Annotated in this window: 13 protein-coding genes; 10 read left to right on the top strand and 3 right to left on the bottom strand. The window is 36.5% G+C overall.

What is annotated here, in order from left to right; all coding sequences use genetic code 11:
* Positions 1 to 15 precede the first annotated feature (15 nt).
* Genes MHH98_RS13945 through MHH98_RS13920 form a run of 6 tightly spaced genes read left to right on the top strand, consistent with a single transcriptional unit; the run spans position 16 to position 6,471 of the window.
* Positions 16 to 1,047, top strand: a complete 1,032-nt coding sequence (locus MHH98_RS13945; RefSeq protein WP_051448824.1) for an ABC transporter ATP-binding protein — start codon at positions 16 to 18, stop codon at positions 1,045 to 1,047.
* Positions 1,044 to 2,081, top strand: a complete 1,038-nt coding sequence (locus MHH98_RS13940; RefSeq protein ID WP_038189620.1) for an ABC transporter ATP-binding protein — start codon at positions 1,044 to 1,046, stop codon at positions 2,079 to 2,081. The genes MHH98_RS13945 and MHH98_RS13940 overlap by 4 nt, the downstream gene beginning before the upstream one ends.
* Before the next feature lie 36 nt (positions 2,082 to 2,117).
* On the top strand, positions 2,118 to 3,107 hold the full coding sequence (locus tag MHH98_RS13935) for a P1 family peptidase (protein WP_340713097.1): 990 nt from the start codon (positions 2,118 to 2,120) through the stop codon (positions 3,105 to 3,107).
* Positions 3,108 to 3,140: 33 nt separating this feature from the next.
* On the top strand, positions 3,141 to 4,679 hold the full coding sequence (locus tag MHH98_RS13930; protein ID WP_340713096.1) for an ABC transporter substrate-binding protein: 1,539 nt from the start codon (positions 3,141 to 3,143) through the stop codon (positions 4,677 to 4,679).
* 15 nt (positions 4,680 to 4,694) lie between these two features.
* On the top strand, positions 4,695 to 5,636 hold the full coding sequence (locus tag MHH98_RS13925) for an ABC transporter permease (RefSeq protein ID WP_038189613.1): 942 nt from the start codon (positions 4,695 to 4,697) through the stop codon (positions 5,634 to 5,636).
* Between the two features lie 10 nt (positions 5,637 to 5,646).
* Positions 5,647 to 6,471: an ABC transporter permease gene (locus tag MHH98_RS13920; RefSeq protein ID WP_076035092.1), complete on the top strand. Its 825-nt coding sequence runs from the start codon at positions 5,647 to 5,649 to the stop codon at positions 6,469 to 6,471.
* Between the two features lie 29 nt (positions 6,472 to 6,500).
* Here the strand turns inward: MHH98_RS13920 and MHH98_RS13915 are convergent, their stop codons facing one another.
* Positions 6,501 to 8,156: a PucR family transcriptional regulator gene (locus MHH98_RS13915; protein ID WP_340713095.1), complete on the bottom strand. Its 1,656-nt coding sequence runs from the start codon at positions 8,154 to 8,156 to the stop codon at positions 6,501 to 6,503.
* A gap of 147 nt (positions 8,157 to 8,303) precedes the next feature.
* Between MHH98_RS13915 and MHH98_RS13910 the strand changes: the two genes are divergently transcribed.
* The 3 genes from MHH98_RS13910 to MHH98_RS13900 are packed head-to-tail and all read left to right on the top strand — an operon-like array spanning position 8,304 to position 11,540.
* Positions 8,304 to 9,770 (top strand): CoA-acylating methylmalonate-semialdehyde dehydrogenase, encoded by a 1,467-nt coding sequence (locus tag MHH98_RS13910; RefSeq protein ID WP_340711387.1) that lies wholly within the window; start codon positions 8,304 to 8,306, stop codon positions 9,768 to 9,770.
* A 20-nt stretch (positions 9,771 to 9,790) separates the two neighbouring features.
* Complete coding sequence (locus tag MHH98_RS13905) at positions 9,791 to 11,149, top strand: aspartate aminotransferase family protein (protein WP_076035094.1); 1,359 nt, start codon at positions 9,791 to 9,793, stop codon at positions 11,147 to 11,149.
* 46 nt (positions 11,150 to 11,195) lie between these two features.
* The gene (locus MHH98_RS13900; protein ID WP_340713094.1) at positions 11,196 to 11,540 is read left to right on the top strand and encodes a hypothetical protein; all 345 of its coding nucleotides are present in this window, start codon (positions 11,196 to 11,198) and stop codon (positions 11,538 to 11,540) included.
* 193 nt (positions 11,541 to 11,733) lie between these two features.
* Here MHH98_RS13900 and MHH98_RS13895 read toward each other — a convergent pair whose 3' ends face one another.
* The gene (locus MHH98_RS13895) at positions 11,734 to 12,768 is read right to left on the bottom strand and encodes a PTS transporter subunit IIC (protein ID WP_076035096.1); all 1,035 of its coding nucleotides are present in this window, start codon (positions 12,766 to 12,768) and stop codon (positions 11,734 to 11,736) included.
* Between the two features lie 206 nt (positions 12,769 to 12,974).
* On the opposite strand from MHH98_RS13895, the gene MHH98_RS13890 reads away from it, so the two are divergent.
* Positions 12,975 to 13,415: a hypothetical protein gene (locus MHH98_RS13890; RefSeq protein WP_076035097.1), complete on the top strand. Its 441-nt coding sequence runs from the start codon at positions 12,975 to 12,977 to the stop codon at positions 13,413 to 13,415.
* Positions 13,416 to 13,472: 57 nt separating this feature from the next.
* Here MHH98_RS13890 and MHH98_RS13885 read toward each other — a convergent pair whose 3' ends face one another.
* Entirely contained in the window at positions 13,473 to 14,378 is a 906-nt protein-coding gene (locus tag MHH98_RS13885; protein ID WP_076065830.1) for an EamA family transporter, read from the bottom strand.
* Between the last annotated feature and the right edge of the window lie 186 nt (positions 14,379 to 14,564).

Below are 14,564 nucleotides of genomic sequence, written 5' to 3'. Positions count from 1 at the left end.
AATTGAGGTGAACTTATGGAAAGTCCACAACTACACATTGAACCTTCAAAAAGTACAAATGATCAACTATTAGAAGTCAAAGGGTTAAAAACTTATTTCCATATAGGAAAAGGTAAAATAGCTAAAGCAGTAGATGATGTAAGTTTTGCCATAAAAAAAGGTGAAACCGTAGCGTTAGTTGGAGAGTCTGGCAGCGGCAAGAGTATCACGTCATTGTCCATAATGAGACTTATTCCTAGTCCACCAGGTGAGATTGTAGAAGGTTCTATATCCCTTGAAGGAAGAGATTTACTTTCGCTGTCAGAAGATGACATGACGAAAGTTCGAGGAAATGAGATAGGTATGATTTTCCAAGAACCAATGACCTCTTTAGATCCAGTTTTTACGATTGGAAATCAAATCGTCGAATCGTTAATGAAACATCAAAAATTAAAGAAAAAAGAAGCTTACGAAAAAGCTGTCGATTTATTGAAAATCGTTGGATTTGCTAGAGCAGAAAAAATTATTAAAGAATATCCACATCAATTATCAGGTGGAATGAGACAACGGGTTATGATTGCCATTGCAATGTCCAATAACCCGAAACTACTCATTGCAGATGAACCGACAACTGCACTAGATGTAACGGTTCAAGCTCAAATTCTTAATTTAATGATTGATATGAAAGAACAATTTGGATCTTCTATATTACTCATCACGCACGATATGGGTGTTGTAGCCGAAACTGCAGACAGGGTGCTTGTCATGTATGGAGGGCAAATTGTTGAAGAGGCACCTGTTAGAGATCTCTTCTTGAAAACGAAGCATCCCTATACAACAGCATTATTAAGGACAATTCCAAATATTGATGTGGACTTAAAAAGGTTAGAATCAATACCTGGGAATGTACCGCCTGCACATTTATTTCCAAAAGGATGTCGTTTTGCAGCACGATGCACGCATGCAATGGCAAAATGCCTAGAAGAAATACCTCGACTTTTAGAAATCGAAAATAACCATAAAGTTAGATGCCACCTCTATGCTAGTGAAGGGGGAGCTGTAGAATGAGCGAGAGAGAAAAAATACTTGAGATAAAGCATTTAAAAACCTATTTTCCGATTAAAGGTACTCTTTTTAAAGGGAAAGCAGGACTTGTAAAAGCAGTCGATGATATTAGTTTTGATGTATTCAAAGGTGAAACTTTAGGGATTGTAGGAGAGTCAGGTTCTGGTAAATCCACTTTAGGAAGAACCATCCTACGTTTAACTGAACCTACTGATGGTGAAATCATTTTTGAAGGAAATCATCTAGAACATTTAGGGAATCGTCAACTACAAAACCATCGTCAACATATGCAAATGGTTTTTCAAGACCCGTTCGCTTCTTTGAATCCAAGAATGCGTGTGGAACAACTTGTAGGAGAGCCTATAGCTGTTCAGAAGATCTTATCAAAAGCTGAAAGAACTAAAAAAGTAGAGAGTTTAATTGAAAAAGTAGGCTTACCAAAAGAAGCGCTCGCAAAATTTCCTCATGAATTTTCTGGAGGACAAAGACAGCGCATTGGTATTGCTAGAGCATTGTCGATGAATCCGAAATTTATTATTGCCGATGAGCCTGTATCAGCACTCGATGTATCTGTGCAATCGCAAGTGTTGAACTTAATGTTGGATCTACAAGAAGAATTCAATTTGACTTATTTATTTATTTCTCATGACTTAAGTGTTGTGAAACACATTAGCGATCGTGTAGGTGTTATGTATTTAGGAAGAATTGTTGAAATCGGACCTAAGCATGATATTTATAATAATCCGCTACATCCATATACTCAGGCATTATTATCTGCAATTCCTGTAGTGAATTTCGAAAAGAAAAGGGAGAAAATTGAGCTAAGCGGAGAACCTCCAAGTCCATCTGACCCTCCAACGGGCTGTGCGTTTCATACGAGATGTCCGAAGGCGTTTGATCGTTGTAAAGTTGAACGTCCTGAACTTATTCATATAGAAATCGGACAGCAAGTTGCCTGCCATCTATATTCACAAGAAGATAATAAAAAGTTTTCGAATGCAGAAAGTAAAGTTCTCGAATTAACCAAACTAAATTGATTGAATATTTCGAAAACAGTTCAAGGAGGCGTGTTCATGAGCTTTGGCAATATAACAGATGTACCAGGTATTAAGGTTGGTAACGTAGAAAATATAGAAGCATTAACAGGGTGCACGATTATCCTTGCAGAAGGTGGGGCTGTTTGTGGGGTAGACGTAAGAGGATCAGCCCCAGGTACTCGAGAAACAGATTTACTTGATCCAATTAATAGAATTGAAGAAGTTCATGGTATTTGCTTATCGGGTGGAAGTGCATACGGTTTAGATGCAGCTTCAGGTGTTATGCAATATCTTGAAGAACAAGGCGTTGGACTTGATGTCGGTGTCGCAAAAGTACCAATTGTTCCGGGTGCAGTGCTTTTTGATCTACAAATTGGTAGCCCAAATATTCGCCCCGATAAAAAAATGGGCTACGAGGCGGCCACGCAAGCCAAGAAGGGAACTTTCTCTTTTGGAAATGTAGGAGCTGGTTGTGGTGCTACAGTGGGGAAGATTACAGGACCGGAACATTGCATGAAAGGTGGTCTAGGTAGTACTTCAATAGAATTAGAAAATGGTTTCGTTGTAGGTGCACTAGTTGCTGTTAATGCGGTTGGAGATGTCAGGGATCCACTGACGAGAGAAATACTAGCAGGTCCAATCGATGCTAATACAGGGCTTATTATTGATAGCCTTAAGTTTATAGAAGAAAATTTATCGGGTAATGCCCTACCCGGATCTAATACAACAATTGGATTAGTAGCAGTCAATGCAAAATTAACAAAAGCAGAAGCAAAAAAGGTTGCTCAAATTACTCAAAATGCCTTAGCTAGAACCATTTTCCCAGTACATACTATGTTGGATGGGGATACGGTTTTCGTGCTAGCTACTGGAGGAGAGTCTTATCCAGTAGATTTCGTGGGTAATATGGCAGCAAAAGTAATGGAAGAAGCTATAATCGTTGCTATTAAAGCTGCAAATGAGGTTGAAGGTGTACCAAGCTATCTAAGCTACAACAGCAAAAAGAATTTGGAAATGCCGACATAAAATATCTTTATTCAAAGAGGGGGCTATTTGAACATGAAGAGTACAAAGAGGCTTATGATTGTCGCAATGATTGTTGTCTGTATGCTTTTAATCAGTGCTTGTTCGGGAGGAAAAGAAAGCGGAGAGGGTAGTTCAGGTAACGGGAAAACACAAGAAATCAAAGTAAGGGTAAATGATGATCCCGATTTTCTTGACCCGCATTTAGCTACAGCTTCCATTTCATTTCAAATGATTCTAAATATGTTCGAAGGGTTATTTGCTCCAGAAACGGACGGATCATTAAAACCAGCAATTGCTGAAAGCTATGAATTATCAAAAGATGGTTTGACTTATACATTCAAAATCCGACAAAATGTAAAATTCCATAACGGTAGCGTCTTAAAAGTAGATGATATCCTCTATACATTTGAGCACCTAATGGGGACAAAAAATGGCAAGCCTCTTTCAGGTAACTTTGGCAATGTAGAATCTGTAAATGCTCCTGATGAGTCTACAGTTGTTATTAAGCTTAAAGAGCCAAATTCTAATTTCCTATATTCTCTAACGGCTTTACAATCTGCAATCGTACCTAAAGATAATGATGGCAAACAAAATGAAAATCCAATTGGAACTGGCCCATTCAAATTTGTTAAGTATACACCGGGATCGAATTTAGTTTTAGAAAAAAATTCGGATTACTGGCAAGAGAACATACCTTATCTAGATAAGGTAACATTCGCATTCCAATCAGATGATAACTCTGCAGTAATGAGTTTGATAGCTAAAGAAGTAGATTTAACAGGAGTTCGTGGACACCGATTATCTGAGGTTGAAAGTGATTTTAACATCAGTCACCAAAATAACAACTCAGCCTTAGTCATTACGTTTAATGAAGAAAAAAAGCCATTTAATGATGTAAAAGTTCGTCAAGCTATCAATATTGCGATTAACAAACAGGATGTTATTGATTCTGTCTATTCTGGATACGCTACTCGTCTTGGTTCTAATATGAGTCCAGCAATGGGAGATTACTATCTTGATGGATTACAAGATGTCTATGCACGTGATATTAACAAAGCTAAAAAGTTATTGTCTGAAGCAGGCTATCCAAAAGGTTTTAAAACAAAAATCACAGTATCTTCTCATAATGACATGTACTCTAATATCGCTCAAATTGCTGCAGAGAACTTAAAAGAAATTGGCATCGATGTTGAGATTGAAGTTGTAGAGTGGGGAATTTGGCTAGAGCGTGTGTATTTTGGTAGAGATTATGAAATGACAACAATTGATTTAACGGGAAAACCGTCAGCATATGAAATTTTAAATGATTATATTTCTACAAATGACAAAGAAAACTTCTTCCGATTCAACAATAAAGAGTTTGATAAAGTCATGGCAGATGTATTAAAAGAAACGGATCAGAAAAAACAAATTGAGATGTATAAACGTGCTCAAGAAATTTTAAGTGAACAATCTACTGCAGTATATATTGCTGACTATCAAGTGCTATGGGCTGCAAATAAAAAAATTGAAGGACTAAAAAGTTATCCATTCTGGTTCCACGACATGTCAGAAGTGAAGTTTACTGAATAGAGGGGAAGAATAGACATGGCCTATATCATCCGAAGAATTATATTATTTGTTGTGACAATGGCAATGGTATCTTTTATCACTTTTGCAGTTTTTCAAATTTTACCGGGTGATCCGATTCGTACAATGTTAGGAACAGAGGCAGATGAAGTGCAAGTAGAGACATTGAGAAAAGAACTCGGCTTGGACCAACCGCTTTATGTTCAATACTTTGAGTGGGCAAAAGGTTTAGTTACAGGTGATTTAGGTGAATCAATACGATTTTCTATGCCAGTAAAAGAATTGCTCATGGATCGCTTACCAGTCACGATTTCATTAGCTGCGATTACACTGCTCATTGTAATAATTGTGGCTATCCCTTTAGGTATTTTTGTTGCTAAAAGACAAAATAAAATGAGTGATGTTGTATTTTCTTCCATCACTCAGGTAGGGATGGCTATCCCTTCTTTCTGGTTGGGGATGTTATTAATCTTATACCTAGGAATGAATTTTAGTTTCTTCTCAATTAGTGGATATGTACCTTGGACAGAAAGTATAGCAGGGGCGTTAGGTGCAATATTATTACCTGCGCTGACAATTGCTATTCCTCAAATCGCTGTAAAATTCCGCTATGTTAGGAATGCGATATTGGAACAGCTAAGGTTGGATTATGTTCGAACAATACGTAGTAAGGGAATTACAGAAAAGTTTGTAATGTATAAACATGTTTTAAGAAATTCGATGATTCCAATATTAACGATATTCGGATTAATAACAGCTGAAGTTGTTGCAGGAACAATTATTGTAGAACAGGTTTTTGCTCTTCCAGGAATTGGCCAATTATTAATCACTTCGATTGGATATCGTGATTTTCCGTTAGTACAAGGTATCGTAATGTACATCACATTTGTAGTAGTATTTATCAATTTCTTCGTAGATATTTTATATTCTGTCTTAGACCCAAGAATAAGGTTAAATTAAGGAGGGCCATATGAAAACATTAATGGGTAATGCTAAAAATATTAATTTAATAATTGGCCTCTTCATTTTGATATCTTTTCTACTATTAATGATCGTGAGTTTTTTCTATACGCCACATGATGTAACTGCTATGAATGTCGCTAATAAGTTAAAGGGACCAAATAGTGAGAATTGGTTTGGAACCGATGAATTCGGCAGAGATATCTTCAGTCGCATTATGAAAGGCACTCAAACAGCCTTTTTTGTAGGCACATTAACGGTAACGATTGGTGTTGTCTTTGGAACACTTATTGGTGGGATAGCTGGATATGTTGGTGGCTGGGTAGATGAGGTTTTCATGAGAATCATGGATGCTTTAATGGCTTTTCCAGGGATTATTCTGGCATTAATGCTAGTAGCTGTGTTTGGTTCAGGGATTGTTAATACATCGATTGCACTTGGATTAATCGCCATTCCTAGTATCGCCCGAATTGCTCGTAGTGGTTTTGTACAACACAAAGAATACGAGTATGTTTTATCAGCAAAGTTAATCGGGGTAAAACCATTCAAAATTATGTTCCGTCATATACTACCTAATGTTTCGTCACCTTTGATAGTAGCGGCATCTGTTAGTTTTGGTGTAGCAATGTTGGCTGAAGCTGCACTTAGTTATTTGGGATTAGGGGTTAAACCGCCAGATCCTAGTTGGGGCAGAATGTTAAAAGACTCTCAAGCTTTTCTTAAAAGTGCACCATGGTACACTTATGCGCCTGGCATTGCCATTACATTCATGGTATTAGGATTTTATATGTTAAGTAATGCAATCCGAGATATTTTAGATCCAAGGTCCAACTAATCTAGCGAAAATAATAAAACCGGTTTTCTCTATACGAGAAAAACCGGTTTTCCTTCGTTATTATTTTGTTTAAGTAGTAACTGATAGGCTTTAATAGCAACTTCAAGTGCAAGACGGTTGGATGGCTCCATAAAATTCGAACCAAGAAGTGTTTCTAGTTTTTCTAATCTATTATATAACGTTTGCCTTACGATAAAGAGACGATCTGCTGTTTCATTCTTAACCCCATTACATTCTAAATAAATGCAAAGTGTTGTAAATAAATCACTTTCATACTTTTGATCAAAGCTTAAAATAACGTCTAAATAATCGTGAACGTAGTTTTCAAGTTGTTTACTCTCAATTAACAATAGTAGCAGTCTATTGATACCAAGATCATTATAGAAATAAGTGTTGACAATGTCAGATTTTTTTAATGTAATGGCTTTCTTTGCCTCTACATAACCTTCTTTTACTTGAGCTATATCCTTATATACTCTACTCACGCCAAATTTACATTCATTCCCGCAAAATGTACTAGTATCTTTCATATCCTTGATACTTTGTATGATTTGATCAAATCTATCAGTTTTCTCTTTCAAATGATCTGCTGCTATAAACGATGCAATGACTGCTATTTCAGTCCTTTTAGAAGAAACAGCTGGAAAAAATCCATGCCTTTTGAAAATGGAGCGAACTAACATTGAGCGTTGTAACTTTAACTCTTCCCAGTCTTCTTCAACAATGTTGATCTCCTCGGAATTTAACTGCATTACAAATATTCTAAAGTACATATTTCGACTTGCAGCAGGTAAATAAGTTTGGACGTCATCCTGTTCATAGTCTCTGCCTTTTATAAGGTTTTGTACAAGTTCATCTTCCATGTTTTGTTTGCGTTCTTGAATAGTTCTATTACGTAACAGAATTTGTGCAATGGCAAGGGCTGCTCGATCTAAAATAAGAAAGAAGAACTCATTTGATAAGGGTTGTTGTACTTGTAAGCAAAGATGCCCCCAAACTTGTCCCAATCCTTTTACAGGCATAAGGGCAAAGGTTTGAGTAGAAAGAGTGAAATTTCTTTGTACTGTCATATCAGATGGTGAACTTTCTATAAAAGAACGAATAGAAGTTTCTAACTCTTTTATTTCAGAAGGGTAATAATATGATTTTGAATTATCCGTTATAAACAAAACACCTTGTCGGAAGTAATGATTCAATTCTTGAAGAATTTTCAGGATTCCGTTAGGGCTTAATGAGAGATCGATAAATTTTGTGGACAGTGTATCAAGTTGGGAAAGCCATTGGTGATGTTGGTTAATTATTAACGTATGTAAATCTTGAGTAATGTCGACAAAACGTACAACCTCTTCAAAGATAATCAGAGGGAAATCATGTTCATCTGCTAATTTTATAAGCTCAATAGGAATTTCTTTAAAATAAGGACCGATTTCAATACACATACCAGCTGCATTTTTTTCTATTAAATTTTCCAAGTAACTGATTTGAGTAGTAAGGTCGAGTTGAAGTCCAACACCAGTTGTTAAAATTAGTTCGCCCCCATTTATCAGTGTTTCGAATTCCTTTATTTCTAAAATATGCGACCATTTCACTTGATTACTTAAACCTTTTGAACCTGCTATTACTTTTGCTGATTTGAACGATTTTCTTTCTAATATGTCTTGTATAGTTAAAACAAATTCAATCATTCCAATAGCCCCCCAATAAGTTAAAAAAAGTCTAACATGAGTGTACTTTATGTAAAGTGTAACTATTCTAAATAATCTGTAAAATAAATTATGAGGTTAATTGTTAATAACGTCAACTTTAAAGAAAAGTAGAATAGGAGGACGTATATGAATAAGGTAATCACTGAAAAGAAAACGCTTTCAAATTTTATTAATGGACAATGGGTAAAATCGTCCACAGAAAACTACATTGAAGTGCCAAATCCCGCAACTGGAGAAATATTAGCCGAAGTTCCAATTTCAACTCAACAAGATTTGGAAAAAGCAGTAGAGGCTGCAAAACAAGCTTTTACTTCATGGAAGAAAGTTGCTGTTCCTCAGCGTGCTAGAATCTTATTTAAATATCAGCAATTATTAATAGAGAACTGGGATGAATTAGCGAAAATTATAACTGTTGAAAATGGTAAAAACTATACCGAAGCATATGGCGAAGTACAACGAGGGATTGAGTGCGTAGAATTTGCAGCAGGCGCTCCTACACTAATGATGGGCCATCAGTTACCTGATATCGCAACAAGTATTGAATCTGGTATGTATCGCTATCCTCTAGGAATAGTAGGGGGGATTACGCCGTTTAATTTCCCAATGATGGTACCATGCTGGATGTTCCCTTTAGCAATTGCGAGTGGTAATACGTTCATCTTGAAACCTTCTGAGAGAACACCACTTCTAGCAAATTATCTAGCAGAATTGTTACATGAAGCAGGACTACCAGCAGGCGTATTTAATCTTGTCCACGGTGCACATGATATCGTGAATGGCATTCTTAGTCATCCAGATATTCCAGCCGTATCATTTGTTGGATCCCAACCTGTGGCAGAATATGTCTATAAAACTGGTACGTCAAATGGTAAGCGAGTTCAAGCACTAGCTGGAGCCAAAAATCATACAATTGTTTTGCCAGATGCAGATATGGACTTAACAGTAACGAATATAATTAATGCAGCATTTGGATCAGCAGGGGAAAGATGTATGGCTTGTGCAGTTGTTGTAGCAGTTGGCGACATTGCAGACGAACTAGTAACAAGATTAGTAGAGGAATCAAATAAATTAACAATAGGGGACGGCCTGAAAGAGGGTATTTTCCTCGGTCCGGTCATTCGAGATTCCCATAAGGATCGAACAATCCAATATATTGAATCTGGCATTGAAGAAGGTGCAACGCTATTACGAGATGGTCGCAATGATCAACCTTCTGATGGTGGTTATTTTGTTGGTCCAACTATTTTCGATCATGTAACACAAGAGATGAAAATCTGGAAGGAAGAAATATTCGCTCCTGTTTTATCAATTGTCCGAGTAGATACATTAGATGATGCAATCTCATTTGCAAACAAATCTGACTTCGCAAATGGAGCATGTATTTTCACTGATAGTGCAAAAGCTATTCGTCAGTTTAGAGAAGAAATCGATGCAGGAATGTTAGGTGTCAACCTTGGTGTTCCAGCTCCGATGGCATTTTTCCCATTCTCAGGTTACAAAAAATCATTTTATGGAGACCTACATGCGAATGGTCGTGATGGAATTGAGTTTTACACACGTAAAAAGATGCTAACAGCTCGTCATGAATTCTAAAATAGAAGGGAAGCGAAAGCATGGAAACTGTAAAACAGCCAACACAATCTTTAGTTGAAAAAGATCTTCAAAATGTCTGGCATCATATCTCAGCTTACAATGAAAAAAGTCAGCCTATGATCGTCGATAGAGGTGAAGGAGCTTGGATCATCGACCACAATGGCAATAAATATCTCGATGGAATGTCCGGGTTATGGGCTGTAAATGTAGGGTATGGTCGTGAAGAATTGGCACAAGTGGCTTACGATCAAATGAAAAAATTAGCCTATGTGCCGATGACGCAAAGCCATGAACCAGCAATCGAGCTAGCAGCCAAGTTAAATGACATGCTTGGTGGAGACTATATGTTCTTTTACTCGAACAGTGGCTCTGATGCAAATGAGGTAGCATTTAAAATTGCTCGTCAATATCACCAGCAAAACGGTGAAGGAGCTCGCTTTAAATTTATCTCGCGTTATAGAGCTTATCATGGCAGTTCGATGGGGGCATTGTCAGCTACAGGGCAAGCGATTAGAAAATATAAATATGAACCACTTTCACACGGTTTTTTACATGTAGCACCACCAGATAATTATCGCCGACCAAAAGGGCAATCGATTAAAGAATACAATCTCCAACGTGCCCAAGAACTTGAAGATAAAATTATTTGGGAGCAAAAAGAGACAATTGCAGGAATTATTATGGAGCCGCTTATTACAGGTGGTGGTATTTTAATTCCTCATCCTGTCTATCTCGAGAAAGTTCAAGAAATTTGTAACAAACATGGGGTACTCCTAATTATTGACGAAGTAATCTGTGGGTTTGGAAGAACCGGTAAAGCGTTTGGGCATCAGCATTTTAATTTAAAACCGGATATTATTACAATGGCAAAAGGACTGACTAGCGCCTATTTACCACTCTCAGTGACAGCTGTTCGAAAAGAAATTTATGAAAAGTTCAACACGGGAGAAGAAAATAGCCATCTACGTCACCTCAATACATTCGGAGGAAATCCGGCGGCATGTGCAGTGGCGTTAAAAAATATCGAAATCATGGAGAGAGAAAACTTATTCGAGCGCTCGGCAGAACTAGGTGATAGACTTCAAAAAGAGCTGAAAGAATTAAGTAATCATCCTTATGTAGGCGATATTCGCGGCCTTGGATTTCTACTAGGCATTGAAATGGTTGAAGATAAAATAACGATGGAACCAGCATCTAACGAACGTGTATTGAAAATTGTCTCTGATTGTAAGGCAAATGGCTTAATCATTGGTAAGAACGGGGATACTGTAGCTGGTTATAACAACATCCTTACGATTAGCCCACCACTATCTTGCTCAGATGAGGATCTCGAATTTATGATAGCCGTTCTTAAAAAAGTTTTTAAAGAGAATGAATAGAATATAACCATTAAAAGCCACTCCGCTGATTTGGGGTGGTTTTTTTGTGGTTTTATGGGGGAGGAGTAGCTTTGGAGATTGGTGCTACTGGGAGAGGAATTGTCGCTACTCAGTGAGATTAGCGCTACTTGAGGAAGGATTATCGCTACTGGGGGAAGGATTAGCGCTACTCAGGGATGAATTAGCGCTACTGGGGGATGAATTAGCGCTACTGGGGGATGAATTAGCGCTACTGGGGGAAGGATTATCGCTACTGGGGGAAAGATTATCGCTACTCGGGAAGATTATCGCTACTCGAGGAAGGATTATCGCTACTGGGAGAGGGATTAGCGCTACTGGGAGAGGGATTATCACTACTCGGGGAAGGATAGGCGCTACTCAGGAAGATTAGCGCTACTCAGGAAACGATTGTCGCTACTCAGGAAACGATTATCACTACTCAAAGCAAGATTATCCATACTCACCACCCTCAACAACCTGAAATCACATATAACAAATACCAACATCCTATTTATTCACAAAACAACTAATCCTATCAATCTAAAAAAATGCCATGTGAAAAATATTCTTCACATGGCATCAATTTATTCAATATGGATTTTATAATCTTCTGATTTAATCATTTTAAGATTCGTTGAGAAGATGCGAAGTAAGATAACGTTTAAAACGGTTGGTATGACGAAGAACATTGCAATCATGACTGTTATATTCGAAGTTGTCCAGCCATCTGGTGTTAAGTTGATATAGTTTAATGGTCCAATAAGTCCAGATAGACCAAACCCGGCGCTCATAGACGTTCCTTGAACATTAAATACACCAGCAAGTGCACCTAAAATCGCAGCTGTAATAAGCATTGGAAAAGCTATTTTAGGTTTCATAAAGAAATTACGCATTTGAATTTTGGGTGAACCAAGTACGTGGGCTAGTGCTGTGCCCAATGAGTTTGATTTATAGCTAGCGATACATAGACCAATACCTGCCGAAACAATACCTAAATTGGCCGCGCCAGCACCAATACCAGAAAGCATAATGACCGTTGCTACTCCTACAGTCGAGAGAGGAGATAAAATGAGTACGCAGAAAATAACAGCGATAATTGCACCCATTAGAATAGGTTGAAGATCTGTTACTTGTTGAATCCCTACTCCAATAATGCCTGTACCTGATTTTACATAAGGCAAAATCATATAACCAAATAATCCAGGGAAGAAAATAGTTAAAGTTGGCAATAGAAGGATTGTGTAATCTTTTAATTTTGCACCAATATATTTAACAAAAAGTACAGCTAAGCCGGCAGTAACACCTGTGTTTAACACGACACCAATTCCTTGTAATGTCATAACACTTTCATTTATTTGCACAACTCCACTACCGACAACTGCTGCTAATCCAATACTAGCTGTCTGAATAGGTGTTAATTTAAATGTCATACCAACAGTAACACCAATCATTATTGGTAACATACTCATCACTAAAACGGATATATCTAATATTTGTTGTAAAGCTGGAAAATGTGGAATGAGTAGTTTTAATAGTTCACCGAGAAGAGCGTTTGGTATTAAAGATACGACAATCCCAATACTCATTCCTGTTAACAGCTTATTAATGAATTCTTTCAAGAAAATCTTCCTCCAGTAAAATCATGATATCAATATAGTTTATCGCTTTAAAGTGACGAAGTAAATAGAAAATTCTATATTGTTACTTAAATTACTTTGGAAATATAGTTAAATGAAGTTTAGTAAGACGTAATATTTTTAGTGGAATTGGGAAACATAATACAACTACGGAAAAACTTTTCATACCTTTAAAAGGGGATAGTGTGATGAAGAAACTTTTAATGTTGAGTTGTATTATGTTTGTTCTAACAGGTTGTATGAAATCAAATAATGTAATTGAATTAGGGAATGTAACAGAGGAAGGCGATGTAGTTGTAAAAAAATCGATTGAAACTGAACCGAAGTACAATGAATTAATGGAGATTTTCAATAATGGTACAAATTTAAAATTAAGCGATGATGAAGTGAATCGGTTACCATATCAATATATTCAATTTAAGGATAGAACGCAGAATCTAATTGTAGTGAATTATAATATGTGGTTAGATGAGGAAAATGAGCGCATTTTATATTCTGATTATATAGCGAGAGTACCGCTTTATTATGTAATCGAAGATGAAGAGTACAACAAGTTATTAGATGTATTTGAAAAAGATAAGATGCAAACCTTCGCCGACCAATATGATAATTTTGATCAAACTAATTAAAAAAGTACATCACTTTTAAGAAGTGATGTACTTTTTTTGTCAGTTAATTAAATGATTTTAAGCATCCGCAATTCCTAATAAAACAATCCCTAGCATTACAACAGTTATAACGATATATTGTTTTGGCGATAGTTTCTCTTTTAAGAAAATACGTGAAAGAATGATAGAGAAAATGCTATAAGATGCGATCATTGGAGCAGCAATAATCGCATATGATGACATGGCAAATACATAAAAGAATTGACCGATTGTTTCTAAAATTGCAGCACAAGCTTTGTCACGTTCTTTGAAAATAGAGAAAGTCTCTTTTTTTATTACTTTTAAATAAATATAAGTGATAACTGCACAGATGAAAAATGTATATTCATAAGCAAGTAATGCAGCATCTTCAGTCATTAATTTGAGTTCATCTAAATAGATTGCATCAGCAAATGTACCAGCACCATCGATCAACGCATAGGCAATAGGGAACACAATCGCCATAAATCCAAGCTGATATTTTTTGTCGATTTCGGTATTGTTTAATCGTAATGTTGCATTTTCGATTTGTTTTTCAACTACTGCAATACCAATAACGCCAAGTGAAATAATGATTATTCCAATAATATGTAATGTATCAACTGGCTGAGGGAAGAAAATGAAGACAAGAACAGCTGTAATAGCACCAGATGAATTTTGTACGGGAGAGGCGATTGATAATTCTAAGTAACGTAACCCAATATAACCGATTGTCATAGATAAAATATAAAGAGAAGAAACGGGTAAATATTTTAGCATGTCGGAAGGACGGAAAATTAAACCTTCATACAGCATATAGCCAGTTGCATGGATACCCATCACAAGACCGACCATGACGACAATTTTTAAATGACTGTATTTATCCTTGCTGTCTGAACCTTTTTTATAAAATAAATCTGCACCACCCCATGCTAGGGCGGTTAGTAAAGCGAAGAAAAACCACATAAGAGTGCTCCTTTAAACGGGATTTAATAATTTCCTATACAAATATATATGGATGATTATTGTGAAAAATACCGGTTTATCTATATTGATAAAACTTATACATATTACAAAATATGTTAAAATTATTTAACCCTTTCATAAAGGGAAATATACTACTCTTACAGTCAAAATAGAATCTGGTTAGTG

The organism is Viridibacillus sp. FSL H8-0110 (assembly GCF_038003565.1).
In the GTDB taxonomy this organism is placed as follows: Bacteria; Bacillota; Bacilli; order Bacillales_A; family Planococcaceae; genus Viridibacillus; species Viridibacillus arenosi.
This window is presented reverse-complemented; position numbering and strand designations above follow the sequence as displayed.